The sequence below is a fragment of the Hymenobacter pini genome (genome assembly GCF_020421205.1).
GTDB lineage: Bacteria > Bacteroidota > Bacteroidia > Cytophagales > Hymenobacteraceae > Hymenobacter > Hymenobacter pini.
The window spans coordinates 490,430-517,001 of record NZ_JAIZZH010000003.1 but is presented as its reverse complement, the minus strand read 5'-3'; the positions used below and the strand labels follow the sequence as shown (position 1 = coordinate 517,001).

26 protein-coding genes are annotated in these 26,572 nt (G+C 59.1%); 7 read left to right on the top strand and 19 right to left on the bottom strand.

Annotation, left to right across the window (positions count from 1 at the left end; translation table 11 throughout):
- Positions 1-46: 46 nt before the first annotated feature.
- From LF252_RS13530 to LF252_RS13520, 3 genes are all read right to left on the bottom strand, one after another.
- Positions 47-2,542, bottom strand: coding sequence for a TonB-dependent receptor (locus tag LF252_RS13530; RefSeq protein WP_226270123.1), 2,496 nt, complete (start codon positions 2,540-2,542; stop codon positions 47-49).
- 324 nt (positions 2,543-2,866) lie between these two features.
- Positions 2,867-4,345: a M28 family metallopeptidase gene (locus LF252_RS13525; RefSeq protein ID WP_226270122.1), complete on the bottom strand. Its 1,479-nt coding sequence runs from the start codon at positions 4,343-4,345 to the stop codon at positions 2,867-2,869.
- 168 nt (positions 4,346-4,513) lie between these two features.
- On the bottom strand, positions 4,514-6,568 hold the full coding sequence (locus tag LF252_RS13520; RefSeq protein WP_226270121.1) for a S9 family peptidase: 2,055 nt from the start codon (positions 6,566-6,568) through the stop codon (positions 4,514-4,516).
- Positions 6,569-6,721: 153 nt separating this feature from the next.
- Between LF252_RS13520 and LF252_RS13515 the strand changes: the two genes are divergently transcribed.
- Entirely contained in the window at positions 6,722-7,633 is a 912-nt protein-coding gene (locus tag LF252_RS13515) for a LysR substrate-binding domain-containing protein (RefSeq protein WP_226270120.1), read from the top strand.
- Between the two features lie 69 nt (positions 7,634-7,702).
- Positions 7,703-8,695 (top strand): YeiH family protein, encoded by a 993-nt coding sequence (locus tag LF252_RS13510; protein ID WP_226270119.1) that lies wholly within the window; start codon positions 7,703-7,705, stop codon positions 8,693-8,695.
- 76 nt (positions 8,696-8,771) lie between these two features.
- On the opposite strand, the gene LF252_RS13505 is transcribed toward LF252_RS13510, so the two are convergent.
- Entirely contained in the window at positions 8,772-8,948 is a 177-nt protein-coding gene (locus LF252_RS13505) for a hypothetical protein (protein ID WP_168681432.1), read from the bottom strand.
- Positions 8,949-9,086: 138 nt separating this feature from the next.
- Between LF252_RS13505 and LF252_RS13500 the strand changes: the two genes are divergently transcribed.
- The 4 genes from LF252_RS13500 (at position 9,087) to LF252_RS13485 (ending at position 12,436) form a co-directional block, all read left to right on the top strand.
- Positions 9,087-9,332: a hypothetical protein gene (locus LF252_RS13500; RefSeq protein WP_226270118.1), complete on the top strand. Its 246-nt coding sequence runs from the start codon at positions 9,087-9,089 to the stop codon at positions 9,330-9,332.
- Positions 9,333-9,374: 42 nt separating this feature from the next.
- Positions 9,375-10,100, top strand: coding sequence for a glutathione S-transferase family protein (locus tag LF252_RS13495; protein WP_226270117.1), 726 nt, complete (start codon positions 9,375-9,377; stop codon positions 10,098-10,100).
- 39 nt (positions 10,101-10,139) lie between these two features.
- Entirely contained in the window at positions 10,140-11,294 is a 1,155-nt protein-coding gene (locus LF252_RS13490; RefSeq protein WP_226270116.1) for an SHOCT domain-containing protein, read from the top strand.
- 95 nt (positions 11,295-11,389) lie between these two features.
- Positions 11,390-12,436, top strand: a complete 1,047-nt coding sequence (locus tag LF252_RS13485) for a DUF3089 domain-containing protein (protein ID WP_226270115.1) — start codon at positions 11,390-11,392, stop codon at positions 12,434-12,436.
- Here the strand turns inward: LF252_RS13485 and LF252_RS13480 are convergent, their stop codons facing one another.
- The 14 genes from LF252_RS13480 to recA all read right to left on the bottom strand — a co-directional run bounded on the left by LF252_RS13480 (position 12,437) and on the right by recA (position 24,456).
- Entirely contained in the window at positions 12,437-12,742 is a 306-nt protein-coding gene (locus tag LF252_RS13480; protein ID WP_226270114.1) for a hypothetical protein, read from the bottom strand.
- Positions 12,743-12,811: 69 nt separating this feature from the next.
- On the bottom strand, positions 12,812-13,180 hold the full coding sequence (locus LF252_RS13475; protein ID WP_226270113.1) for a hypothetical protein: 369 nt from the start codon (positions 13,178-13,180) through the stop codon (positions 12,812-12,814).
- Between the two features lie 28 nt (positions 13,181-13,208).
- Complete coding sequence (locus tag LF252_RS13470) at positions 13,209-13,601, bottom strand: hypothetical protein (protein ID WP_226270112.1); 393 nt, start codon at positions 13,599-13,601, stop codon at positions 13,209-13,211.
- A 143-nt stretch (positions 13,602-13,744) separates the two neighbouring features.
- Complete coding sequence (locus LF252_RS13465; protein ID WP_226270111.1) at positions 13,745-14,425, bottom strand: carboxypeptidase-like regulatory domain-containing protein; 681 nt, start codon at positions 14,423-14,425, stop codon at positions 13,745-13,747.
- A gap of 425 nt (positions 14,426-14,850) precedes the next feature.
- Positions 14,851-15,690: a translation elongation factor Ts gene (gene tsf / locus LF252_RS13460; protein ID WP_226270110.1), complete on the bottom strand. Its 840-nt coding sequence runs from the start codon at positions 15,688-15,690 to the stop codon at positions 14,851-14,853.
- Between the two features lie 140 nt (positions 15,691-15,830).
- Positions 15,831-16,598, bottom strand: a complete 768-nt coding sequence (gene rpsB, locus LF252_RS13455) for a 30S ribosomal protein S2 (protein WP_226270109.1) — start codon at positions 16,596-16,598, stop codon at positions 15,831-15,833.
- 21 nt (positions 16,599-16,619) lie between these two features.
- The gene (gene rpsI / locus LF252_RS13450; RefSeq protein ID WP_125417763.1) at positions 16,620-17,006 is read right to left on the bottom strand and encodes a 30S ribosomal protein S9; all 387 of its coding nucleotides are present in this window, start codon (positions 17,004-17,006) and stop codon (positions 16,620-16,622) included.
- A 33-nt stretch (positions 17,007-17,039) separates the two neighbouring features.
- Positions 17,040-17,492, bottom strand: a complete 453-nt coding sequence (gene rplM, locus LF252_RS13445) for a 50S ribosomal protein L13 (RefSeq protein ID WP_226270108.1) — start codon at positions 17,490-17,492, stop codon at positions 17,040-17,042.
- A 149-nt stretch (positions 17,493-17,641) separates the two neighbouring features.
- The gene (locus LF252_RS13440) at positions 17,642-18,988 is read right to left on the bottom strand and encodes an ArnT family glycosyltransferase (protein WP_226270107.1); all 1,347 of its coding nucleotides are present in this window, start codon (positions 18,986-18,988) and stop codon (positions 17,642-17,644) included.
- A 244-nt stretch (positions 18,989-19,232) separates the two neighbouring features.
- On the bottom strand, positions 19,233-19,946 hold the full coding sequence (locus LF252_RS13435) for an RluA family pseudouridine synthase (protein ID WP_226270106.1): 714 nt from the start codon (positions 19,944-19,946) through the stop codon (positions 19,233-19,235).
- Between the two features lie 86 nt (positions 19,947-20,032).
- The gene (locus tag LF252_RS13430; protein ID WP_226270105.1) at positions 20,033-21,133 is read right to left on the bottom strand and encodes a sensor histidine kinase; all 1,101 of its coding nucleotides are present in this window, start codon (positions 21,131-21,133) and stop codon (positions 20,033-20,035) included.
- Positions 21,134-21,216: 83 nt separating this feature from the next.
- Positions 21,217-21,918 carry a response regulator transcription factor gene (locus LF252_RS13425; RefSeq protein ID WP_226270546.1) on the bottom strand — a complete coding sequence of 234 codons (702 nt, stop codon included), beginning with the start codon at positions 21,916-21,918 and terminating at the stop codon, positions 21,217-21,219.
- A 318-nt stretch (positions 21,919-22,236) separates the two neighbouring features.
- Positions 22,237-23,067 (bottom strand): DUF3108 domain-containing protein, encoded by an 831-nt coding sequence (locus LF252_RS13420; protein WP_226270104.1) that lies wholly within the window; start codon positions 23,065-23,067, stop codon positions 22,237-22,239.
- Between the two features lie 288 nt (positions 23,068-23,355).
- Entirely contained in the window at positions 23,356-24,456 is a 1,101-nt protein-coding gene (recA, locus tag LF252_RS13415) for a recombinase RecA (protein WP_226270103.1), read from the bottom strand.
- Positions 24,457-24,627: 171 nt separating this feature from the next.
- On the opposite strand from recA, the gene LF252_RS13410 reads away from it, so the two are divergent.
- Positions 24,628-25,791, top strand: a complete 1,164-nt coding sequence (locus LF252_RS13410; protein WP_226270102.1) for a hypothetical protein — start codon at positions 24,628-24,630, stop codon at positions 25,789-25,791.
- Between the two features lie 18 nt (positions 25,792-25,809).
- On the opposite strand, the gene LF252_RS13405 is transcribed toward LF252_RS13410, so the two are convergent.
- Positions 25,810-26,388 carry a GNAT family N-acetyltransferase gene (locus LF252_RS13405; RefSeq protein ID WP_226270101.1) on the bottom strand — a complete coding sequence of 193 codons (579 nt, stop codon included), beginning with the start codon at positions 26,386-26,388 and terminating at the stop codon, positions 25,810-25,812.
- Between the last annotated feature and the right edge of the window lie 184 nt (positions 26,389-26,572).

Here is a 26,572-nt window from a genome sequence, read left to right as displayed (position 1 = left end):
TCCTGCTGTCCGGGGATTTCGGCTTGCAACCCGTACCGGATAAGCTTTACAGCTTCACGCCCACCGAGGCAAACCAGGTGCGGCCATCGGCGGGCAGCAGGCCGGGGCCGGGGTAGCCGCCCGAGCGGCGGGTGAAGTAGTTTTTATCGAACACGTTGTTGAGGCCGCCGCGTACCGTGAAGCGCTTGGCAAAGCGGTAGGTGGCCGAGAGGTCGGTAACCGAGTAGCCGGGTACGCGGCCGGTGGTGGCGGCAGCATTGGCCGCTACGGTGTTGTTGGCGTCGGCAAACACGCTGGAAACCCGCGTGAGCTGGGCCGTGGCCGAGAGGCCCTTGTGGGCGAAGGTAGCGCCCACGCGGTGCGTGTACTTGGGGGCGTACTCCACGCGGTTGTTTTTCAAATCACCTTCCTGAATACCGCCGTTGGCCAGCGTAGTGGTCAGCAGGCGGGTGTAGCGGGCATCCACCAGGGCCGAGGAAACGAACACGTCCAGGTGGGGCAGCTCGAAGTTCTGGGTGAGGGCGTGAATGAGGTCCAGCTCCACGTACGCCTCCACGCCTTTGTGCACGCTGGTGCCAATGTTGGTGCGCAGCTGCTGGGTTTGGGTGGTGCTGCCCGGCACCAAGCGGCGAATAGTGCCGATGCGGTTGTCGTAGTTCAGCCAGAAAGCGTCCACGTCGAAGGTCAGCACTTTGGCCCAGGTGCCCCGGTAGCCCACCTCGGCGTTATAGCCGCGGGAATCTTTCAGGTTGGGGTCAATTACGTCGGACGTTGCCGGCGGGGTCAGGTCGCCGAAGGTTACGGGACGGAAGGCCCGCGAGTAGTTGGCGTAGAGGTTGGTCTGGTCGGTTACGCGCAACTCGGCCCCGGCGCCGTACAGAAACACGCGGCGGCGCGAGTCCTGCTTGATCTGGTTTTCCGAGCCGTCGGCGTTCAGGCTCAGGTAGCCGCGGCCCTGGTTGTCAATTACCTCGTAGCGCACGCCCGGCGTGAGGGTGAGGCGGGAGCCCAGGCGGAAGATATTCTCCACGAAGGCGGCATAGTTGCGGGTGCGGAAGCTCAGGTCGCGGCCGTAGCGCGGGGCCTGCAGGTCCAGGTTGAAGTCGGAGCCGGTGTCGCCCTTGCCTTGCTGGCGGCGGCCCAGGTTGGCAGCGGCCACGCGCACGCCGGCAGCCAGCGTGTGCTCCTGGCCCAGCAGGCCGTAATCGGTGAGCAGGCGCAGCTCCGAGCCCAGGTTGCGGTACCGGTCCCGGTCGAGCTGGCGGTTGGCGGGCTGGCCGGTGGCGGGGTTCACCGCGTCGGGCTTATCCACGCCCACGCTGCTGGCCAAGCCAATGGAGTTCCGCTCGCCCAGCAGGCCAAAGGTTTTCAGGCTGAGGCGGGTGCGGTCCGAGAACTGGTAGTCGGCCGTGAAGGCCGGGATGGTCCAGGGCGTGCTGAACCAGTTGCGGCTGCGCGAGCTGTTGCGCACGTTGCCGTTGTAGAACTGGGCATCGGTGAGGCCGCCGGGCTGCTGAATCTCGTAGCCCAGGTGGCTGATTTCGGCCCCGAGGCGCAGCTTGCTGGTGGCCTGGAACTGCACGTTCACGTGGGCGTTGCGGATGTTGAACTCCGAGTTGTCGCGCCAGCCGCCGCCCAGGCGCTGCTGGTAGTAGCCAAAGTAGCTCACTTTGCCCACCGTGCCACCCAGCGAGTTGTAAGTGCCCACCAGCCCGTTGTTGCCCACCGAGTTGCTGGTTTCAAACTCGATTTTCTTGTCGCGGGGGCCGTGCTTCAGCTCGTAGTTGAGCATGCCGCCAAACTGAGGGCCGTACTGCAAGGAGCCACCGCCCCGGATAATCTGGATGCGGTCCACGGCTTCCAGCGGCGGGTTGTAGTAGGCCTCGGGGTAGCCGAAGGGGTCGGAGCTGATGTCCATGCCGTTCTGGCGGGTGTTGAACTCCCAGCTGCGGTTGGGCGAAAGGCCGCGGCTGGCCACGTTGATCTGCTGACCCGAGCCGTCGCTTTCCCACACCGTAATGCCGGGCACCTTGGCAAACACCTGCCGAGCCGAGTTCACCACCAGGTTGGCATCGAGCTTATCCAGCTGGATGATTTCGTTTTTCTTGCCGGCTGTGAGGGTGGTACCGTCCACTTCGGGGGCGTAGCGGGTGGCCTTGGCGGCTACCGTTACGCCGGCCAGCTCCTGCAGGGCTTCTTCCAGGGTAAAGCGCAGGGTGTGTACCTGCCCGTTCTGCAGTGTGACCGTCTGCGTCTGGGGTTTGGTGCTGAGGCCGGTTACCGTCACGGTAGCTTCGCCGGCCGGCAGGCCGTAGAGGCGGAAGCTGCCGCGGGCATCGGTGGTGGCCGAGCGGTCGGCTACGCTTACCAGCACGCCCTCCACGGGCTGCCCGGCGCGGTCGAGCACGGTGCCGGTAAGGGTGGCCCCGCGGCCGTTTTCGTCATGACCATTCAGGTGCTTGGGCGGGGTGGTAGTGGCCGCCAAAGCGGGTACCGTGGCCGTGAGCAAAGAAGAAAGCAGCAGAGAAGAAGCAGTACGCATACACTACACCGGGGCATACGGCCCCGTTTCGGCTGCAAAAGTACTACTGTTTAGATTGATTTTAAATAACTGATTAGAAAAAATCTAAATAGAACAATCTTGGTAGGTTGTTGATTGCCTGCTCTTCCGCCGCCCAAATGGCTGTAGAGACGCGATACTTCGCGTCTCTACGTTGCTGAGGTTGTTTATGCTGCCAAGCTTGAAGGCATCGTTCAACGGTGAGACGCGAAGTGTCGCGTCTCTACAATTGGCATAGGCAAAAACATTGAGGCGCTGACCGATGCTCATGCATCAGCCAGCGCCTCGCTTTTCATCACGTAGTGCTTACCGTTCCAGCTTGAAGCCGGGCTCCCGGGCGGGTGGGGCGGGGCGGTTGGCCACGGCCCAGCCGGTGAGGTACATCCACTGCGTCATGCGCAGGAGCTTGCCGTAGTCGATGCGGTTGGCTTCGTCCTTGGGCGTGTGGTAGTCGGGGTGGAGCCAGGAGGTGTACATCACCGCCGGAATGCCCAGGCGGGCGTAGGGCAGGTGGTCGGAGCGGAAGTACCAGCCCTCGGGGTGGCTGGCCTGGTCCCACTTGGTATCCAGCTTGAACTTTGGGCCCTGCTGGTTGGCTTCCAAAGCGGTTTTCACCAGGTCGGAGGAGTTCAGGTGGGGCGGGATGGAGCCCAGCAGCGCGGCCGAATCGGGGGTGTTGCGGCCCATCATTTCGGCGTTCAGCACTGCCACAATGCTCTTCTGCGGCACGGTGGGCTTGGCCGAGTAGTAGCGGGAACCCAGCAAGCCCCGTTCCTCGGCCCCGTGAAACACGAACAGCGCCGAGCGGCGGGCGGGCTGCTGCTTGTAGGCGCGCATAATGGCCAGCAGGGCCGCGCAGCCGGTGGCGTTGTCGTCGGCCCCGTTCCAGATGGAGTCGCCCTGCACGGCCTCGCGCACCCCGTCGTGGTCCTGGTGGGTGCTGAACAGCACGTACTCGTTCTTGAGCTGGGCGTCGGTGCCCGGTACGGTAGCCACGATGTTCACCGAAGGGTACTGGAACGACTCCGTGCGCAAGTCAGCCGTGAACTGCTGGCCGGCCTGCTGCACCCAGTTCAGGGCGCTGCTGGGCAGCAGCAGGGTGGGGGCAGTGGTAACGGCGGCCACGTTGGCGTCGCCGGGCAGGCCGTAACGGCCCCGTTCGTAGGTGTGGCCCCAGTGCTCGTAAATGTTCTGGGCCCGGTCGTCGGCCACAAACACCACGGCCACCGCCCCGGCCTTCAGCAGCTCCGCCGATTTATCGCGCAGCACCTGGCTCAGGTAGCGCCGGAAACTCATGTCGGCCGCGGGCTGGCCCGAGAACAGCAGGGCCACGGCCTTGCCTTTGATGTCGGTTTTGGCCAGCTCGGCGGCTGTGCCGGTGCCCACGTACACCAGCGGGGCCTGCACGGCGTAGGTGGTGGGCGCAAACACCAGGGCATCGTGGTTGGGGCGCAACTGGTGCGTGCCAATGCTCAGGCGGCTGGCCTTGGTGAGGCGGGTGCGCTGCAGGTTGAAGAACTGGAAAAAGGTGCCGTCGTCGCCGGCGGGCTGCAGGCCCAGGGCACGCATCTTCTCGGCCAGCCACATACTGGCCCGCAGCTCATCGAGGGTGCCGCCTTCGCGGCCGCGGTACTTGTCGTCGGCCAAGGCAAACAGGTCGGCCTTGATGTCGGCTTCCTTGATGGCGCCGAGGGCGTTGGCGGGCTTTTTCTGGGCCGGGGCCAGCAGCGGAGCCGCCGCCAGCAACCCCGCCAGCAGCAGCCGGTGAATGGATAGGTTGAGCATATAGTTGATTTCTCGCAGGGTTTCGCAGTGGAATACGCAGTGGCCCGGGGTGGTCGTGCACGGCGAACCACTGCGCCAGCCACCGCGCGCCATTGCGTGAAGAAGGAAAGCTACACGAAAAAGCCCCGCTCACCAATGGTGGAGCGGGGCTTAAGGAAAATCAGACGCTTACTTAGTCGTTTCGGGCTTGAGCGTGCGGCCCAGCCAGTCGAAAAACACCCGGTTCCAGAGCACCGAGTTCTGGGGCTTGCCAATCCAGTGGCCTTCGTTGGGGAAGTACAGGAAGCGGCTCGGAATACCGCGCAGCTGGGCCGTGCCGAAGGCCTCCATGCCTTGGCCCTCCGGCACCCGGAAATCCTTGCCGCCGTGAATCACCAGAATCGGCGTATCCCAGTTTTTGGCGAACAACTGGGGGTTGAAATCGGTGTAGCTCTTGTGCAGCGGCGTTTCCCAAGGGGCGGCCCCAATATCCTGCTTGGCGAAGAACATTTCCTCGGTGCTGGGATACCAGCTGGTGAGGTTGTAGAGGCCGCAGTGGGCAATAAACGTCTTGAAGCGGCCCTCGTGCTTGCCGGCCAGCAGGTACACCGAGTAGCCGCCGTAGCTGGCCCCCACGCAGCCCAGGCGGGCCTTGTCCACGTAGGGCTCGGCACTCACGTTGTCAATGGCCGAGAGGTAGTCCCGGATGGGCTGCCCGCCCCAGTCGCCCGAGATGCTGTTGTTCCACTCGGTGCCAAAGCCGGGCAGGCCGCGGCGGTTGGGCGCTACCACAATGTAGCCGTTGGCCGCCAGCAGCTGGAAATTCCAGCGGTAGGAGAAGCTCTGCGTAATCGGGCTCTGCGGGCCGCCCTGGCAGTAGAGCAACGCCGGGTACTTCTTGGCCGGGTCGAAATCGGGCGGATAGATGACGTACACCTGCATCTGCTTACCGTCGGTGGTCTTCACCCAGCGGGCCTCCGTTTTGCCGGTTTTCACGCCGGCCAGCTCCTGCTCGTTGATGGTCGTCAGGGCGGTTTCGCGGCCGGTTTTCAGGTCCACGCGCACTAAATCGGCGGGCGTGGCCTGGGTGGTTTTGCTCACGATGGCCACGCCGGGGCCGGCCAGCTCGAAGCTGTTATAATTGAACGCGCCTTTGCTGAGCTGCTGCACCTTGCCGCCCTTGGCCGGTACGCTGAACAGCTGCTCGGTACCTTCCAGCGGGCTCACGAAGTACAGCGTTTTGCCATCAGGGCTCCAGCGCACATTGGCGGCGGTCTGCTCCGAGCCCTTGGTTACGTCCTCGCGCTTCTTGGTCTTGAAATCATACACCACCACGCCGTTGCGGTCCGATTCAAAGCCCGGCGTAGCCATGCTCAGCCAAGCCACCTTCGAGCCATCCGGCGAGAAAACGGGCTCCGTATCGTAGCCGCCCAGGCCCTCGCTCAGGTTCTGGGTCTGGCCGGTGCGCACGTCGTAGAGGTAAATGTCGGAGTTGGTGCTTTCGGCCTCGGCCTTGCCCGTGAGCTTGCGCGAGGTATAGGCCAGCCGGTAGCCGTCGGGCGCGAAGTTGAGCTGCTCGGAGCCACCCAGCGGCTGCAGCGGCGAGTCGAACTTCTCGCCGGCCATTACGTCCTTGCCGTAGCCGGTGGGCTTGCCATCGGGACCCAGGGGCTGGAAGAACACGTGCGAGGCCTTGTAGTCGTCCCACACGTTCCAGTGGCGGTAGTTCAGGTCGTCGATGATTTTGGCGTCGGCTTTGGGCAGGTCGGGGTACCAGTCCTGCACCGATTTGCCGGTTTTCACGTCCTGGGTGTACAGCACAAAGTTGGCCTTCGGGGCCAGCTTCAGGTTGCTCAGGCCTTCGTCGGGGAACTGGCTCAGCAGTTGCTTGCCCGAGCCGTCGGCGTTCATTACATACAGCTGGTCGGTGCCACTTTCCCCACTCAAAAAGGTCAGCTTGCCATCAGGCCGCCAGTTCAGGGTGTTTTCCGATACGGTGGGCGTGTTGGTGAGCTGCTTGGCCGCACCGCCGGCCACGGGTACCAGCCAGATGTCGGACTGGCCCTTGTTATCGGCCAGGTTGTAGCGCGTCACGGTATAGGCCACCGTTTTGCGGTCCGGCGACACCTGCATTTCGCCCAGGCGGCCCAGCTTCCAGAGCAGCTCGGGCGTGTACACGCTGCCGGTTTGGGCAGCGGCGGCCAGCGGCAGCAGCGCCAGCGCAGTCAATAGGTTTCGTTTCATGTAGCGCATGCTGTAGCTTGCGAAAAAAGAACAGGTAGTGCGAGCGGCGGCCCGCTGTGGTGGGAGGGAAGACAAATGTACTCCTTCCGGTTCAGCTGCCTGCTTCGCAACCAACGCACTGTTCGCTTACCGTCAGTACCAGCACGCACCCTTATGCCCGATTTCCGATTACGCGTGTTTCAGTCGGTGGCCCGGCACCTGAGCTTTACCCGGGCGGCCCAGGAACTGTACATCACCCAGCCCGCCATTACCAAGCACATCCGGGAGCTGGAGCGCACCTACGGGCAGCGGCTATTTGAGCGCCGCGGCAACCGCATCAGCCTCACCGAAGCCGGCGCCCTGCTGCTCCGCCACGCCAACGAAGTGGAACAGCTCCACCAGTCCCTCACCGAGCAGTTACACAACCTGCACGGGGAGGCGGCCGGCCGCCTGCGTCTGGGTGCCAGCACCACCATCAGCCAGTATGTGCTGCCCGCCATCCTGCCTGGGTTTCAGCAACGCTACCCGCAGGTGGAGCTGACGCTGCTCAACGGTAACTCCGAGCAGATTGCCGAGGCGCTGCTGGCTGGCCAGCTCGATGTAGGCTTCGTGGAAGGCCGCTCTAAAAGCCGGGACCTGCACTACGAGCCGCTGCTGGATGATGAGTTGATTGCCGTGCGCCAGGCCACTCCAGCTGGCCCGCCCGCGCAGCCCCTGCCGTTGGCCGAGGCGCTGGCCCACCCGCTGGTGCTGCGGGAGCGGGGCTCGGGCACGCTGGAGGTGCTGGAATTTGCGTTGCGGGAGCGGGGTATCCGGCTGGCCAGCCTGTCGGTAGCTTTCTATTTCGATAATACCGAGGCCATCAAAACCTACCTCGAGGCCGCCCCCCAGGCGCTGGGCTTCGTTTCGAGGCGGGCCCTTACGCGGGAGCTGGCGGCGGGGCTGCTGGAGGAAGTACCCATTGCGGGCCTGCAGCTGCAGCGGCAGTTCGAAAGCCTCTGGATTCAGGGCCAGCCATTGCCACGGCCCGCCGAGCGGTTTCTTCGCTACATACAGCAAGCTATAACTTCAGGTAATAACCTATAACTATTTTAGATTATCATAGGGCTGGGCGGGGCTGTACTTTTGGGTTGAAGCACCCACTTCAGCCCACTCATGAAAGCCACCCTGCCCGCCCCGCCCCGCGCTGCAGCGCCTGCCGCTGCTGCCACCATTACCCACCCCGATAAGCAGTGGGTGCCGCGCGCCGTATTTGCGGTATTTCTGGTGTTCTGCCTCACGCCCTGGGCCTCGCCGCCCGTGGCGCTGGCGCTGGGCCTAGTGCTGGCCCAAACGGTGGGCAATCCGTTTCCGAGCTTTACCAAAACGTACACGGCCAGGCTGCTGCAGTATTCCGTTATCGGGCTCGGTTTCGGGATGAACGCATACTCCGCGGTGCAGGCTGGCCGGCAGGGCATCCTGTTCACGGTGTGCTCCATCTTCGGTACGCTGCTGCTGGGTTACGTGGCCGGGCGCTGGCTCAAATTGGGGCGTCACCTCACGCACCTCATTTCCTGCGGCACTGCCATTTGTGGGGGCTCCGCCATTGCGGCGGTGGGGCCGGTAGTACGCGCTAAGGATGAGGAAATGTCGGTGGCGCTGGCCACGGTGTTCGTGCTGAATGCGTTGGCGCTGTTTCTTTTTCCAGCCATTGGGCACGCCTTCAACCTCTCGCAACAGCAATTCGGGTTGTGGTGCGCCATTGCCATCCACGATACCTCCTCGGTAGTGGGGGCCGCCGCTGCCTACGGCAAGGAGGCGCTGGATATAGCCACCACCGTGAAGCTGGCCCGCGCCCTCTGGATTATTCCGGTGGCGCTGGGTACGGCCTTGGCCTTCCGGCAGAAGGATGTGAAGGTGAAAATTCCCTGGTTTATTCTGGGTTTCATTGGGGCCATGCTGCTCAATACCTACGTGCCGGCTACGCACTATGTGGGCCCCTGGCTGGTGCAGGTGGCCCGACTAGGCCTTACCGTCACGCTGTTCTTTATCGGGGCCGGGCTTTCCCTGAACGCCATTAAATCGGTAGGGGCGAAGCCGTTTGGCTTGGGCGTGCTGCTGTGGGTGGTTATTTCATCGGTGTCCCTGTACGTGATTTTGCACACGTAACAGCCAAGCCATACGCCAAACCAGAACAGCCCTGCCGGACACTCCGGCAGGGCTGTTCTGGTTTGGCGCATTCAGGTTAGTTCTTGCGGCCCGAGCCGCTTTTCTTCCCGCCGCCGTCTTGTTTGTTGACGGTAGCCCAGGCGCGTTTCTCGGCTTCTTCTTCCGATACGCCGCGCTTCTCGTAGCTCTCTTCAATGTGCTCAGCCTGCCGTTTCTGCTTGTCGGTGTAGGCCGATTTATCTCCCTGTGGCATGATGCAAATCAGTTGAAAGGTGAAACATAAGGTGCTACCCGGCAATACGCGGGCCCGCCGAGGGTGTTATGCTGAGCTTGCGGGTGGGGTTGCGGGCAGCTGCGTATCTTCGTTCCGCTCATTTATCCCGCTTCTGCTATGCGTCAGCTCGCCATTATTCCTCATCCGGAGGCCAAAATCACCCTGTTTAGCTGGAACGGCAAATACCTCATCAAGCTGGAGAAAGGCTCGTTCGAGCAAACCTACAAAGTGAGTGAGCTGGACCTGACCAGCGAGGATGACATCCACCAGCTCCTGGACGAAGAGTTTGTGCAGGCCGCCGTGCAGCGCTTCAAGGGTATGCAGCAGGATTTGCAGGCCGCCTTCGACCGGCACGGCATTTGATGCCCGCCCGGTACTTTCTTTTCACCTTACCAACCCTTGCCCATGAACCGGCTTCTTTTGCTTGCCCTGACCATAGCAGCTCTTACGGGCTCATTCGCTGCCCGGGCGCAACTTTACGAGGTTCGCACCAGCAGCGTCAACGCCGATAAGCGGGAGCGAGAAGCGCTGAAAGTGCAGATTGACGGCTCGGCCCAATGGACGCGCGACTTCTGGCAAAGCTGGCTGAAGGATACCTACAACATCAGGCTGAAGGGCGACGGCGTGTTTGGCGTGGGCAAGAAGGATGTGCTGGCGGCCAAGCAGGTGCCCATGTCCAGCATCAGCGGCAAACTGTTGGATTTGTACTCCACCGTTACGGCCCCGGCCGATACCGTAGCCGAGCTGTCGGTATGGGCGGCTATGGGCCCCGATTCGTTTCTGTCGGCCGCGGGTACGCCTTCGGAGTTTAGCTCTTTGCGCACCATTGTGCAGAGTTTTGCCGCGGCGGCCCGCCTCAAGGCCTATCGGGAGCAGATTACCGAAGCTGAAAAGCAGCTGGCCACCGCCGAGAAGGATAAGGAAAAGCTGGAAAAAGAACGGGTGAGCCTGGCCAACAATACCAAGGCCAACCTGGAGAAGATTGAGCAGCTTAAAAAGCAGAACACCGACAACAAGCTCAAATCGGCCGAAGATTCCGTGAAACTCCTGGACAACGCCCGCCTCATGGAATTGCGTAAACAGCAGCTGGAGCGCCGCCGCGCCCGCCTCACTAACCTCGACCGGAAATAATTTTCTCCCGCTCCCGCCCGCTAACCCGCGGCCTTCCCCATGGAAAAAGACCCCTCGCCCCTCGACACTCTCCGCCAACTCAAAGAGTGGTTAGACACTGGTGCCATCACGCAACAGGAGTTTGAGGAATTGAAGAAAAAGCTGGTATTCAACGCAACTACACCACCAGCCTCTGCTTCCCCGGATTTACCGGTGTCATTGTCGCCGCCGGTTGGCCCCCTGCCCGGCGACTACCCAGTGGCGGCCGAGCCCACCACTACCATTGCTCCGGTTGAAGACCCGCTGCTGCCCCCGGTTACTACTGAGCCGGTACCCAGCCCCGTACCTCCCACGCCGCCCGCGCCCCCTACGGCGGTACCCGGCTTTTCGCACCCGTTGGAGGCTGGCCGCCCCGGGGCTTCGCCCAGCCAGCCAGACGATTTTCTGACGCCTGCCGCACCCGTTACCGAAGAAGAGTACGTGGAGGAAGCGCCCTATACCGTGCCGGCCAAAAGCCCCCTTGGCACCATACTAGTAGTGGGGGGTATCGTGCTGCTGTTGGCGTTGGTGGCATATCTGCTGCTGGGTAACCGGGAGTCGGAGCGCCTGTCCAGCACCACGCTCACCGCCGCCGACTCTGTAGCAGTAGCCCCGGAAGTAGGACCCCAGGCCGAGCAAATTGACCTGCCCCCGGCGGCCGCCCCCGAAACCGTGCGCGTGGCGCCAGTTGTGCCCGCTACCCCAATCGATACCGCCGCCACTCCGGCCCCGGCCACCGAGCAAACCACGGATACACCAGCCCCCGCCGTGGATGAAGGTGCCGCTCAGTCGCGCATTGAAAGCACGCTGCAAAACTATTATTCCGATTTGCAGGCGGCGCCCTTCTCGGCTTCGGCTTACTTCGCACCCAAAGTGGAGCGCTTTTACCTGTTGCAGAATACCACGCCCGCGGCCATTAATGCCGAGCTCGATAAAACGCACTTCCCCGAGTTCCTGGAAGGCCAGACAACCATTGAGCCCGGCACGCTGAAGGTGAGCCCGCCGGTAGCCGATGGCTCCCGCGTAGTCACGTTTGTGGAGCGTAGCACCGCGTTGCGGCAGTCGTTGCAGAAGCACCAGCAAACGGCTGCCCAGGTGCGGGTCCGCTTTGATAAGAACTTCAAAATCGTGTATCTGCGGCAAGAGAAGCTGCTCGAAAACACGTTTACTGATTAGCAATCCGGTGCCACCGCTACGTATCACCGCGCACTGCCTGCAACCGGCGGCGCGCGGTGGTGTTTTTAGCTCCCGCCGGTTCTGTTGTATTACCCATGCGTATCCCGTTTGCCTGTCTGTTAGTGGCCGGAACTCTGTCGTTGAGTTCCTGCCTGAAGATTCTCAAGCCTAGTCACGATTTTGGTCGCCATCCGGCCCCCGAGGCACCCGATTACCGCATGGAGGATAACTGGGCGGCCCTGCCCGACCGGCGCGACTCGGCCGATGTGGTGCCCCACGGTACACTACTGCGCAACAACCAGCGCAATGCCCCCGCCGACGTTTTTTTCGTTCACCCCACCACCTACTACTGGCGCAAGGAGTGGAATGCGGAGTTGAATAACGAGCGGGTTAACCGTTTCACCGACAAGTCTACCATTCGAGGGCAAGCCACCGTGTTCAACAGCACGGCCCGCGTGTATGCGCCTCGTTACCGGCAGGCCACGCTCTATTCGTTCTTTGAGGAGAAAGACACGAATGGCCAGCAGGCGTTGGAACTAGCGTATTCCGACGTTAAAAACGCCTTTCAGTACTACCTTGATAACTACAATCAAGGGCGGCCCATCATCATTGCGGGCCACAGCCAGGGTACGGTGCACGCCACCCGCCTGCTGCACGATTTCTTCGACAACGACCCCAAGCTGCGCCGCAAACTGGTGGCTGCTTACTTAATCGGCTTCAAGGTAAAGCCCGACGAGTACCAGGTGTTGCGGCCCTGCGAAGACTCCACTCAAACCGGCTGCTTTGTAACTTGGAATACGGTGGCCTGGGGCAATACCTATGAACCCTTCGCCAACGGAGTAGCTGTTAACCCGCTCACCTGGTCGCGCGACACCGCCACGGCGCCCGCCCGCCTCAACCTCGGCGGCGTACCCCAGTCCTTCAACCGGCTCGATAAGCGCGTGGTGGATGCCAAGGTGCAGGATGGCCTGGTGTGGGTTCACCCGCCGCAACCAAAGGGCTACCCCCGCTTCCTGCTGCCCGGCCGGCCCCGCCTGCGCCACTCCTTCCACATTGCCGATTACGCCCTATTCTACGCCAACCTGCGCCAGAACGCCGAAGCTCGCGTGCGGGCTTACCGCATGCTGCTGGGCGGGCAGTAGTTAGGTATTTGATGGTGCTAATTGCTGATCAAAAATTCCCCGGTAATGGCTTAAGTCGATGGTCGGATTATTAACTGAAAAACGCCTTAATCCTGACCAGAAACTCTCCTCGCAAAACTCTGTAAAATCAGAAGCGGCTGCCAGCGCAAAATTGTGCAGGTGATAAGCTACTGCTCCCGCGTAGTAACTACGTTTTTTGAGTTGTTCGAGGGAAAGTTCAGGCTGATTGGGAGTGGGTATAGTTCTGATTTCAATTAGGAAATAATACAGCAGGTGCCTATAAGCATTCTTTCGATTTTCATCCATAAGGAAAGATATAAAAAAACCCCGCCGGCATCTGCCAGCGGGGTTTTTTTGTGTTGTGTAATATAGCGCCTAGTTCAGTACAGCAGTCTGGCTTTTCAGAATCTGACGAGCCATGGCCAGGTTCGTATCACGCGAGTTAACGGCCAGGTAGATGAACTTGCCACCGTCAGCCGACAGCTTCAGCAGGTGCAGCTGGTCCGTGAGCGTCAGCAGAATATCCTGAATGGTTTGGTCCAGTTTCAGGGCCTGAATGGCTTTCAGCTTTTGCTTTACTACTTCGGTGTTGTAGGCAGCGGCCGTTTCTGCGTCAAACGAAGCCATGTTAGAGTGGTGAGCCAGCGGCATACCGGTTTCAGTTTCTACTACGGCTACAGCTACCAGGGAGGGCAACTCTTTCAGGATGTTTTGAACAGCCTGGTTGGGGGTAATAACGGACATGGAAATGGGTTAAAAACGTTGAAAAAGACTAAATGGCGCACCGCCGCATCACTTCCCGCACCAAAGCCATGTTAGTATCGACGCTCCTGACTACCACGTAGTACAGCCAGTGCCCTCCCGAGGTAGTGCGCAGGCAGTGTAAGTGGTCATCTAGCAGAAACACTAAATCTGTGAGGTGTTGGTTTGGCAACCAGGGCTGCGTTAAAAATTGCCGGGTTTGCCGGATTAGCCCGGCATAGCGGCTGTTAAGTTTGTATGGGTCGAGGTCGGCAGTAGCAGTATAGGCTGCCATTGTTTTGCCCGATTGCACCTCCACTACGGCGGTAACCAGTAGCTCGGGCAGTTCCCGCCGAACCGTCATGAGGAGCGCTTCAGCGCGTTGTCGCTCAACTCCCGAGGCGTCGCCCGTAATTTTCTTCACAGTGAATTTGTGTAGAAAAGGAAGTCTCATGCAACAAAGAATCAGCTAAAGGAAAAGGCGCTATACCAGGCACCTTTTGCGACACGCTATTTATTGTAAGCCCCTCTCAGCACATACTGGGTAGGGGCTTGCTTTTGGTGACACTAAAAAAACAGCCAGCGCTTTTTAGCGACCTTCAAACTACCTGCTTTAGGAAGCAACGTTACGTTGGTAGTTGAGCCACTACGAACCAGCAATTCTTCCTCCGTGTAGCCCGCATATCCATACTGCAGCGTGGCCTTCTGATTAACTGGCAGACGCAACGTATAATTCCCTTCTGCATCCGTGCTTACACCCCGGCTGGTGCCTTTCTGTAGCACAGTAGCCCCAATGAGCGGGCGACCATTCTCATCCAGAATCCGGCCTTTAACCGTCACTATCCGGAGGGCGGTAGCAGCTCCAGCTTCGGCGGGCATTTCCACAGCGTCAGTCACCGTGGGAGTGTTGTCAGAAGCCGTGGGCAGGTTGGTATTGGCAAGCACCGCGCCGCTGAGCAAAGCCCCACCAATCAGTAGAGAGGCTGCCCGCCGCCGAAACCGCTCGGGCTCCGTGCGCATCAAGTCAAACTGCCGCTGCACCCAACCTACAGGCCGGACGCTGTGGCCCTTCTGATTTAGCTCATAAAACCGACGCAGCACTTCGTCGCCTTTGTCTCGGTTTTCTTTTAAAAATCCATCTACCAACTCCGTATTTTCGCTGCTCAGGTCACCGCGCAAATAGGCGTCGCGGTAGGCCGGCAGGAGTTCACCCGTGGTAGCATGAAAAGGGTACGCGCTTAGTTTCATTCTGGGACAATTAGGTGTGGCGTGCTTGGTGATGACACGAACAGAGCAGGACACAAAATTGTGTTATAAACCCCATTTATAGTCATTAATGAAGCACAGGAATACTTTATATTCGTTGAATACGGGTTTTTGCCGGGTTAAGTTCTGCTTATCGTATGTAAATACATTGTTCTATAATTGGGAATTTTGGCTGTAAAATGAGCTTAATCAGTGTGAATATTACTTTGTTTATAATTTGTTTGTCTAATAAAATATTGTGTAAATTTAATATATAGGACTGCCTTATACATGCATCGTCACTCATAAGAGCGCTACAGTTGAGCTTGGAGAAATTATATTGTTGAGCTTGCGGGCATAACCTTGGGAATAAAAAAGAGCCCGCTGGTTGGTAACCAACGGGCTCTTCTTAAGAGTGGAATTTAGGCTTAGCCGGCAATAGCTACGCGCTTGAAGTCCGAAATGGTCAGGCCTTTCTGCGTCTTGTCGAGCAGTTGGGCGATGTTCACCGAACTGTCCTTCACGAACTCCTGATTGAGCAGGGTGTTCTCTTTGTAGAACTTGTTCAGCTTGCCTTGAGCAATTTTCTCCAGCATAGCCTCGGGCTTGCCTTCAGCACGAGCCTGCTCTTTGCCAATTTCGATTTCACGCTCGATGGTAGCAGCGTCTACGCCGTCTTTGTCGAGGGCTACGGGGCGCATGGCTACAATCTGCATGGCTACGTCGCGGCCTACCGAAGTTACGTCGGCACCGCCTACGTTCTTCATGGCTACCAGTACACCCTTCTTATTATCCGAGTGGATGTAAGAAGCTACTTTCTCGCCGGTTACGTTTTCGTAGGCAACTACGTCCAGCTTCTCGCCGATTTTGCCCATCAGGTCGGTGATGTGCTCCTGCAGCGAACGGCCATCTTCCTGAGCGGCAGCCAGCAGTTCCTCTTTAGTAGCGGCGTTGGTTTTAACAGCCGTTTCCAGGATGCGCTGGGCCAGATTTTTGAAGTCTTCTACTTTCGCAACGGGCTCGGTTTCGCAAGCCAAGGCTACCAGTTTGCCGTTGGTGCCGTCTTCGCTAACAGCAGCCAGCACGAGGCCTTCCGAAGTAGCGTTTTCCGAACGCTTGTCAGCAATTTTCTGACCCTGCTTACGCAGAATGTCGCGGGCGGCTTCGAAGTCACCGTTAGCTTCGGTCAGAGCTTTTTTGCAATCCATCATGCCAGCACCGGTCATGGTGCGCAGCTTGTTCACGTCTGCGGCGGTAATAGCGGCCATTGTTGTGAGTTGTATGTGGTTTGAGAGGGTATTTCTGGGAGCAGGGCTAGGAGCGGATAGGCTCTAGCTCTGGTTAAAGAAAAAGGGAACACCGGAGCCGAGTGCTTCGCATGTTCCCTTTTCTATGGAGGGCCGCTAGCCTATTCGTCGGCAGCTTGCTTCTCCTGGATGCCTTCTTCTTCGGCTTGCTTCTTGTCGGCGTCTTCCTTGTCGACTTTACGCTCCGACAGACCGTCTTCGATAGCCTTGCCGATTACGCTTACAATCAGCTGGATAGATTTCGAAGCGTCGTCGTTGGCCGGGATGGGGAACTGTACCAGCTCGGGGTTCGAGTTCGTATCCACGATGGCAAATACCGGAATGCCCAGTTTCTGAGCTTCTTTCACGGCAATGTGCTCACGCTTCACGTCCACTACGAACAGAGCGGCGGGGAGGCGGCTCAGGTCGGCAATGCCGCCCAGTACACGCTCCAGTTTCTCCCGCTCGCGCGACATCATGAGCTTCTCGCGCTTAGCGAGGGCGGCGTACGCCGTGTTTTCCTTCACCATCTTGTCGATGGTGCTCATCTTCTTCAGCGACTTGCGTACGGTAGCGAAGTTGGTGAGCATACCACCCAACCAACGGTCCGTAACGAAAGGCATTTTCAGGCGCTTGGCTTCGTCCGTAACGATTTCCTGCGCTTGTTTTTTAGTAGCCACGAACATCACCTTACGGCCGCTCTTGGCGATGTTGCGGATAGCCGCAGCAGCCTGGTCGAGCGAAACGAGGGTTTTGTTCAGGTCAATGATGTGGATGCCGTTCTTCTCCATGAAGATGTACGGCGCCATTTTCGGGTCCCACTTGCGCGTAAGGTGACCAAAGTGGGCACCGGCATCAAGCAGTTCTTTATATGTGGTGGTCTGAGCCATGATAGTGTTCCTCTGGAGATATTAGCGTTTCGAGAACTGGAACGAACGACGGGCTTTACGCTTACCGAATTTCTTACGTTCCACCATGCGCGGGTCACGGGTCAGGAAGCCTTCTTTCTTCAGGGCCGGACGAACTTCGTCGTTGTCGCCTACGAGGGCTTTCGAGATGGCCAGACGGATAGCCTCAGCCTGAGCCGAGATGCCACCACCGCGCACGTTTACCTTGATGTCGTACTGGCCGACTTGCTCGACCGTAGCCAAGGGCTGGTTCACGATGTTTTCCAGGAGCTCATTGCTGAAGTAAGCCTTGATGTCCCGGCCGTTGATAGTGATATTCCCTTGCCCGGCCTGCATGTAGATGCGGGCCACCGAGGTTTTTCTTCTACCAGAGGTATTGGAGATTTCCATTAAGTGAAGAGTTAAAAGGGGCCGAATGTCGGCTTAGAGATTCGTGAAAGAAACAGCTTTAGGCTGTTGAGCTTCGTGGGGGTGCTCAGCACCTTTATACACGTACAGGTTGCGGAACTGCTCGGCACCCAGTTTGTTGCCTTGCAGCATGCCACGTACGGCGTGCTCAATCACACGGGTCGAGTCTTTGGCTTTCTTGTCACGCAGGTTGATGCGCTTCTGACCGCCGGGGTAGCCCGAGTGGGTGATGTAGATTTTGTCGGTCAGCTTTTTGCCGGTCACGCGCAGGTTGTCCGCGTTGATGACAATCACGTTGTCACCGCAGTCAGAGTTGGGCGTGAAGGAGGGTTTGTGCTTGCCACGCAGCATGTTGGCAATCTGGCTGGCGAGACGACCCAGGGTAGCGTCGGCGGCGTCAACCACAACCCAGCCCTTGTTGGCGTTGGCTTTGTTGACGGATACCGTCTTGAAGCTCAAATGATCCATTGGGTAGGAGGATAAGCGTTTGAAAATGAAGAAGAAGCCGAACACGGTTCGGGGAAAACGGACACAAAGTTACCGGCTTTCTGCCAAAAAGCAAACCGGGGCTAATAATTGTGGCTGAAAGGGTTGCAGCACCGCCGAAAGCTCACTGGCTAACGCCCTGCAGCTGGCGCGTTCTGCAGTTGTATTACCCGGAACTCACCCACTTGCCGCACCTCCCGCCCGAGGTATGGGCGTAGCTCCGGGCTGCGTACCACCGTTGAGTCGTTGGTGTAGAGGAACTGCGCACCCTGGGCAATGCACTGTTGGATATACAGTTGGCCGCTAGGTTGCGGGGCCAGCAGGTCAGTTAGTTTGCTGAAGCCAAACCCCTTCTTGTGCAGGTAATACAGCATAATGGCTCCCGAATCGTCGGGACCTACTAGGCTGAGCGCGTGGTTGGGCGTGGCGGCTTCCAGCGTGGTCCGGGTGGTGGGGTCATATAGCTCGGCAGCTACATCGGGGCTGTGGTGCAGCCACCGACCCCAGTCGATGCGGATAAAGGCCCACACCGGCTGGAACAACAGAAACGCCAGCAGCCACGGACGGGCCTGGGGTAAACGGTACAGTTGCACGGCCCCCCAGGCGGCCAGCAGCAGCAGCAGGGGCAGCAGGGGCATCATGTAGTAGGTGTGCAGCCGCATCTGCGCCAGCTCGATGAGGTAGTAGGCACCTACGCCAGCGGCCCACACGGCCAGAGCCAGGAACCACGGGTGCCGTACGGGCGGCCGACGGGCCAGAAACCACAGACCAGCTACAAACAGGCCCAGCGTACCGTAGCCCAACAGCAGTTCGGGCAGGTCGGAAATCAGGTTTTTCCAGATAATGCGCAAGCCCACGGCCAGGTCGGTGGCCGGGCGGAACTCAATGCCGAAGTCGTCAAGCCCGGAGGTTTTAATCAGGCGCAGGGCGTAGGCGTACCACGCCAGCGGCACGGCTACGGCCACCACGGCGTAGCCAGCCAGCAGCCCCAGCCGCGGCCACGATATACGCCGCTGCAGCACATCCTGCACCACAAGCACGGTAATAGGAAAGCCTACGGCCAGGAACTGCAGTTTGGTGAGGCCCGCCAGCGTAACGGCCAGCAGGCTGAGCACAAAGGGGAGGGGCTGGCCTGAATCACGCCAGCGCACAAACCAGTGCAGGCCGGCAATAGAAGCCGTGAGGGCCAGAATATCGGGGAGGGCGTTGATGCCGTGGTAAAACAGCTCGGGGCTCCAGGCCATGCACCAGGCGGCTACTGCGGCTGGCCAGTGGGCTCCGCTAATGCGACGCACCAGGTGGTAAAAGGCTACCACCCCAGCCATGTAAATCAACCAGTTGACAATGCGAGCTACGGCATTGTGTACTCCGAACAATTTATAGCTCCCGGCCACCAGCCACTCATAGGAGGGAAACTGCATGCCCGTCACGCCGTCGGTGTTGCGCCGCCGGTCTACCCGGGGGCGCAGGATGTTCATGTCTTCCTCGAAGAAGTTACGCGCTACGGCCAGGGTATTGCATTGCCGCCAGACGTGGATGCTGGAAGGTGGCCGGTTAAAAAACGGGGCGTGGAGCAGGAAATTTAACCCAATTAGTAAGGGCCAGAACCAACGCCCGGGGCCAGCTAGTGCACGCGTAACAAAAGAAGCAGATGACACCGATTACGATAAAACGGGAGGAACTTAGTAATCAACCAGAGCCCTGATACTCAACAGCCCCAGCTCATGAATACTGCTGCAGCGTTTCCACCAGTACCCGGAAGTCTTTGGGGTAGGGGGCCTCAATAGTTACCTGCTCACCATCCAGCTTGGCGAAGGTGAGCTGGCGAGCGTGCAGGGCGAATCGCTTGATGAACGGCTGCTCTTCCTCGCCCTGCTTCATGTTGAACTTCTTCTTGAGCGACGATAGGTAGAAGTCGTCGCCGCCGTACATACCGTCGCCCACAATGGGGGCCTGCAGGTAGGCCAGGTGCAGCCGGATCTGGTGCATGCGGCCAGTGATGGGCTGGCATTCCAGCAGGGTGTGGCGGGCGTACGCCTCCAGGGTGCGCACCAGCGTTACGGCCGGCTTGCCTTTGTAGGCCAGGCGGGCTTTGCCTTTGGTGGTAGTTTCAATGCTGCGGTCCACGCGCAGGCCCTCGTACTGGTGTACGCCCCAGGCCACGGCATGGTACACTTTTTTCACCTGCCGGTCCTCGAACTGCATGGCGAGGTGGCGGTAGGCCGCCGGGTTTTTGGCTAGGGCCAACGCACCGCTGGTTTCCTTGTCGAGGCGGTGACAGGCCTGCACGTCGTCGTACTTCTCGCGGGCCAGGCGCAGGATGTTGGGCGCGCCCCCGAACCGCTCATCGAGGGTAGCCAGAAAAGGGGGTTTGTTGATGATGACGAAATCCTCGTCCTCAAACAGAATCAGGTCGTTGAAATTGGGCAGCTTCATAGAGTGCCACAAAGGTAACAGGTAATAGGCTGATGCCGCAGCCGCAGCGGAACAGCCAGCCAAAAGCGACTTGAGCAAGCGTCTGCCTACTGGTTTTCGTCGGCGGCCTCGTTGGCAGCAGTACCAATCGTGCGCTTCGGGCGGGGAAGTTTGAATTCCAGCGTGGTGCCTTTTCCCAGCTCGCTCCGCACCCGGATGGTGGATTTGTGCGCTTCCACGATGTGCTTGCTGATGGCCAGTCCCAGGCCCGAGCCCCCCGCCGTACGGGATTCGCGGGTGCGGCTCTTATCGATGCGGTAAAACCGCTCGAAAATGCGGTTCTGGAATTGCTTTGGGATTCCCTCGCCGTCGTCCTGCACCCGTATCCGCAGGCTTTTGCCGGCGGGCTGCAGCGCCACGCGCACGTGGCCATTTTCGCGGCCGTACTTGATGGCGTTATCGATGAGGTTGATAAGCACCTGCCGGATGCGGTTCCGGTCGGCTACGACCAGCAAAGGTTCGTCGGTGGGCGTGCCGGGCTCCAGCGACAGGGTTACGTGACGCTGGGCCGCTTTCAGCTCCAGTTGCTCGAAGATATCCTGCACCAGCTGGCCCACATCAAAGCGCTGGCGGCGCATACGGACCACGCCTTTTTCCAGCTGGGAGATGGTTACCAGGTCCTGTACCAAGGCATCCAAGGCATCGAGGCTGGTGGCGGCTTTTTGCAGGAATTTCTTGCGGGTGAATTCATCCACCTCGTCATCGTCCAGAATAGTATGCACGAAACCCTGAGCGGCGAAAATGGGCGTTTTCAGCTCGTGCGATACATCGGCCAGAAACTCGCGGCGCAGCACCTGTAGGCGCTTCAGCTCCTCCAGTTCCTGCTGCCGGCGCTGGGCCATGTCCAGAATTTCGTCGCGCATGCGCTTGAGCGGCTCTGGCCGAAACAGGAATTTGTTCGACATGCGCCGAAACTCTTTGCGCTTGATACTTTCCAGCCCTTCGTAGATGTTGTTGATTTCCCGAAAAATCAGGGCCTCAAACATCAGGTACAGCAGCAGAAAGCAGGCCGCTACTGTAATGCCCGCCGCCAGCACACCCTGTTCGAAGGGTAGGGTAGGAGCTATCCACGCCAGCGCCGTCAGTACGGCCGCCACCAGCAGTGACAGAACGATGGCAACAGTGCGGGAAGAAACGTTGAAACGCATGCATGTAATAAGTGCATGAGCGAGTGAGCGAACAAGTGACATTTTGGAAATTCACTCATTCGCTCACTCGCTCATTTACTCACTTAGTTATCGGTGTTGAACTTGTACCCGACGCCCTTGATGGTCTGGATGTGGTGGTCGCCTACTTTCTCGCGCACTTTGCGCACGTGCACGTCCACGGTGCGGGCCAGCACAAACACGTCGTTACCCCAGATATTCTGCAGCAGTTCGTCGCGGCCGAATACTTTATGGGGCGAGGCAGCCAGGAAGGCCAGCAGCTCAAACTCCTTCTTGGGCAGGGTAATCTTGCGGCCCTCCTGGTACACGGCAAAACCAGTACGGTCAATTTTGAGGCCGTTGATTTCGATGGTATCCGAGGTTTGCTGCGGGTCTTTGTCGCGGCGCACGAAGGCGGCCAGACGGCTGAGCAGGGCCCGGGGCTTAATGGGCTTGGCAATGAAGTCGTCGGCACCGGCATCAAAGGCGGCTACTTCCGAAAACTCCTCGGCCCGGGCCGTCAGGAAGATGATGTAGGTGTCCTTGAACTTGGGCTGCTCGCGCAGCTGTCGGCAGGCGGCAATGCCGTCGAGGTGCGGCATCATCACGTCCAGCAGAATGATATCGGGACCGAACTGGGGAGCTACTTCCAGGGCTTTGCGGCCATCGGGGGCACTGGCTACCTCGTAGCCTTCCTTGCGCAGGTTGTACTCCAGCAGCTCCACAATATCGGGGTCGTCGTCCACTACCAGAATTTTGTAGGCGTTGGGGTTGGCGGTTGGTTGCACGGAACGGGGAGGTTTAGGGTAAAACAGAATGCGCGACGACAAAAGTACCGCCGGGCGGCGCGGGCGGCGTGTTATGGTTTCGTTACCTGATGCGGGCCGGATGGCTTCTTTGCGCGGGGCCGGACTCGGAATGGGCCACACAAAATCGGCCACGGGCGGCGGCCCGGGTGCCGGCAGGGGCACGGCGGGGCGGCGGGGTGGCATCACCAGGCGGCGGCGGGTGGCTAGCGTTGTTTGCATCAGGTACTTGGTAAGAGCAAAAGGGCAAATCAGAAAAAAAGAAAAGCGGCCCCCAACGGGAGCCGCTTCGCAAAAGCATCATTTTTGAGCCACCAGATTCAGCCGGTTTCGGAGGCCTTTATACTTGTACATGTCCACCTTAACGGAGCCCACGAACATTTCCGCCTGAATCAGGACCGGTACTTTATTTCGGTCGTCGGAGAGGAACACCGAAATGGCGTTTTCGCCCTTAAAGAGTTTGTTGCTGGGCATTTTAGGTACCAGCCGAATGGTGCGAATGGTGCCCGCCTTGGTTTCCACTATTTCGCGGCCCTTGTAGATGACGTCCATATTAAACACGTCCTCGTCGAAAAAGCCCTGCACCTTAATCACCTCGCCTACTTTGCGCTGGTCGTAGTTGAGGGTGCGCAGGAAATAGAAGCCGCTAACAATATCCTGCACGTTGTTGGGCACTTTGAAGGTGCCCTTCTTCACATCGTCCTTGTTCTTTTTGTGGCTTTCCACGTCTGCCACGTCCTTCACGTGGTCGAAGTCCACCGTTTCGCGCTTGCGGTAGTTGTTTTCCTCGATGTTGCGGAAAAAGCGCTGGGGCAGAATGCTGGTGGTGTCGATGTAGGAGCGCCACGTGTCCCGGATGCGCAGGAAGAAATCGAAGGAACCCGTGGTGCGGCCCGTGACGGTGGCTTTATAGCAGGGCCGCTCATGGATACGGTGCACGTCGTCGTCCAGCTCAATGGTGGCCTCGGCGGCATTAATCAGCCCGTAGTGCACTTTATACTGAAGCACCTCGCCCCGCTCAAAGCTGGTGTTGGCAATGGTACGGGTGGGTTCAGAGGCCGGGCCAAACGCAGTAAGAGTAGCCGTCAGCGGCAGCGCGAGTACAGTAAACAGAAGCCAGCGGCGGTTCATGAATAATCGGCAGATTGGAGTGTAGCCGGTACCTACTCAAATGCGGTGCCAGCAAAGATACTCGGATTCCGGCAGGGCAAAAATATCTTCTTACGTGGCGCTGGGGCCGTATAGCAGGAGGATGCTTCCCGGTAAGGTATTTCCGATGATGTTGGTAGGGTACGGCCTATCCTAGCCGGCGGTTTTACGGGCAGATAGTTGCTGTATTTTTCTGTGTTAAATAGCACATGGCCAATAAAAAAGCCCGCCGTGCAGTACGGCGGGCTTTTTAGCAGAACGATGCAAGGCTTACAGCTCCACGGTTTCGTCTTCCTCTACAGAGCGGTCCTCGGGAATGGCGGCCAGCGCTTCTTCCGGGTCACCTTTCACCTTGGCCCGAATCTGGGCTTCGATTTTGTCGGCCAGCTCGGGGTTGTCCAGCAGCACGGTTTTCACACCTTCGCGGCCCTGGCCCAGGCGGTTGCCTTCATAGGAGAACCAAGAGCCCGATTTGGCAATGATGCCCATGTCCACGCCCAGGTCCAGAATCTCACCTACTTTCGAAATGCCTTCGTTGTAGATAATATCGAACTCAATCACCTTGAAGGGCGGGGCTACTTTGTTTTTCACCACCTTCACCTTAGTGCGGTTACCGGTTACGTTGTCTTTGTCTTCCTTGATCTGGCCGATACGACGGATATCCAGACGCACCGAAGCGTAGAATTTCAGGGCGTTACCACCGGTAGTGGTTTCGGGCGAGCCGAACATTACGCCAATCTTCTCCCGCAACTGGTTGATGAAAATGCAGAGGCAGTTGGTTTTGTTGATGGTACCGGTGAGCTTGCGCAGGGCCTGGCTCATGAGGCGGGCGTGCAAGCCCACTTTCGAGTCGCCCATGTCGCCTTCCAGTTCGCCTTTGGGCACCAGCGCGGCTACGGAGTCAATCACGCAGATGTCGATGGCACCGGAGGAAATCAACTGGTCGGCAATTTCCAGAGCTTGCTCGCCGTTGTCGGGCTGGGCAATCAGCAGGTTTTCAGTGTCGATGCCCAGCTTTTTCGCATAAGCAGGGTCAAAGGCGTGCTCGGCGTCGATGAAGGCCGCAATGCCGCCCCGTTTCTGGGCTTCGGCAATGGCGTGCATGGTCAGCGTGGTCTTACCCGACGATTCCGGGCCATAGATTTCCACTACCCGACCTTTGGGCAGCCCGCCTACGCCGAGGGCAATATCCAGGCCCAGCGAGCCGGTGCTGATAACCTCCACGTCCATCACTTTCGTGTCGCTCAGCTTCATTACGGTGCCTTTACCGTAGTTTTTGTCGAGCTTATCCAGGGTGAGCTGGAGGGCCTTCAGTTTTTCGGCCTGGGGGTTTGCGGCAGTTTTTTCGGCCTTGTCAGTGGTTGCAGCCATTAGTAAGAGGGGTTGGATTGGAAATGCGTAGGTTTGGTGAATGTAGGCCTTTTTGAGGCCTTGCACAACTCGCGCGGCGGGCCGGAGCGGGTCGGCTCATGGTAACGCCGCCGGACTATATTTTGTGCCCGCAATGCTAAAAAAATTCGTCGGATTTAGCAGATTTTTTCCGTGCTAAAATTTTTGGAAATACGTCGGTTTCGTACCGTTCTGATACTGACGTGGGTAGCGTGGCTGGGGTGTACGCAGGCCAGTTGGGCGCAGTTGGATAACCGGTCATTTTACAACCGTCTGCCCCTGGGGCCGGGCTACGAGCGGCAAATTCGGCTGGATGTGCAGGGCCTGCTGTTCAACAAGGACAACGAGTATTTCAACAAAATTGACCCCGGCCTCACCTACTTCGGAGCACAATTGGCTCCGCGGCTGGTGTACTTCCCGGCGGCCAATCTGCGGCTGGAAGCGGGCATCTTTCTACAGAAGGACTACGGTACGCTGCGGCTGCGGCAGGTGCGGCCGTTGTTCACGCTCAAGTACGCCAACGGCCCGCACCGGCTGCTGTTCGGCAATATTGAGGGCAACCTGCAGCACGGCTACATTGAGCCGATGTACGACTTTGAGCGGGTGATGACCGACCGGCTGGAAGAAGGCACCCAGTATCAGTACCTGACCAACAATACGTTTCTGGATGCCTGGATAAACTGGCGGCGGCAGCAGTACCGCTTCAGCAATTACCAAGAGGAGGTAGCCGGCGGCCTGAGTGTGGAGCGCCGGCTGCTGGGCGACTCGCTGGGGTGGCTGCTGAAGCTACCCTTCCAGTTTACGGCCACGCACCGCGGCGGCCAACTTGATACCGTGGACCGACCATTGCAGACGCTATTCAACCTAGCTACCGGTGTGCGGGTACGCAAGGCGCTGGCTTCGCGCTTCGTGCAGGCAACTCATTTTGATGGCTACGTGACTTACTTTCACGACTACTCCTTCACGTACGTGCTGCCTTACAAGCGCGGCACCGGGCTGTACCTGAATGCCGGATTCGACACGCGACTTTCCAATCTGCAGTTGGCGTATTGGCAAGGCAACGGCTACATATCGCCCATTGGGGGGCGGCTGTACCAGTCAGTGTCCGTGTCAGTAGCCGACCCGGAGTACACCGAGAAAAACCGGCAGCTGCTGATTCTGCGGGCCATCAAGGACTACAAACTTCCCGGCAACGTTATCCTCACCACCCGCTTTGAGCCGTTGTACGACCTGAACAACGGTCTGTTTGATTTCTCTTTCGCGCTGTACCTGAATTTCAACCAGAGCTTTCTGCTGGGCACTGTGCGCAAAGAGTAACGCCGTGCGCAGTAGCGGTCATTCGGCGGGCCGGCGCAAACTGTAGTACAGAATATTGGAAGTGGCCAGGGCCCGGAGCGGCCAGGGCCGGGGGCGGGGAGGCAGCGGCTGAAACCCGGCCGCCTCGGCCACGGCACAGCTGCGCGGGTTACTGGCCCGGCACCGGATAAGCAGCCGGCTAGCTTTAAGCGTATCAAACCCAAAGGATATGGCTGCCACCAGTGCCTCCCGGGCGAAACCGTGCCCCTCAGCCTGCTCAGCCAGGTAGTACCCAATTTCGGCGGTGATGGGGGAAGCCCAGTTAGGCTTGAGGCTGATGTCGCCGAGGTACTGCTGGGTTTGTTGGTGCCAGATGCCAAACACGTACAGCCGGCCCGTAGCCCAGTCATGGTGAAACTGCTTGAGTACCTGCGCCGCTGCCGTCAGCGTGGGCGTGGCCGCCTCGCGGTTAGGGAAAGAAGGACGGAGCCGTTCCCGGTTCTGCTTAATCAGCTCAAAGAAGGCTTCCGCATCAGTGGGGTGGTAGGGGCGGAGTAGCAGCCGGGCCGTGGCAAGGGGAGCACCGGAAGGCGCGGGCAGAGGCGGAGCTGCGTACATGATTTCGGGAAAAGAAGGTGCCAAATACTACGCAGAAACGCTGAAAAACGGCTAATCCCAGCGTGTACTACTTGGTGACGAGGTAACTCCGTGTTTCATTGAACCGTTGAGGATGCAGCGGCTGAACGAAAAGCCGGCTGCCAAAAGCCGGCTCAGGCCGCTCGTTTCTCTCACTCAAATTATC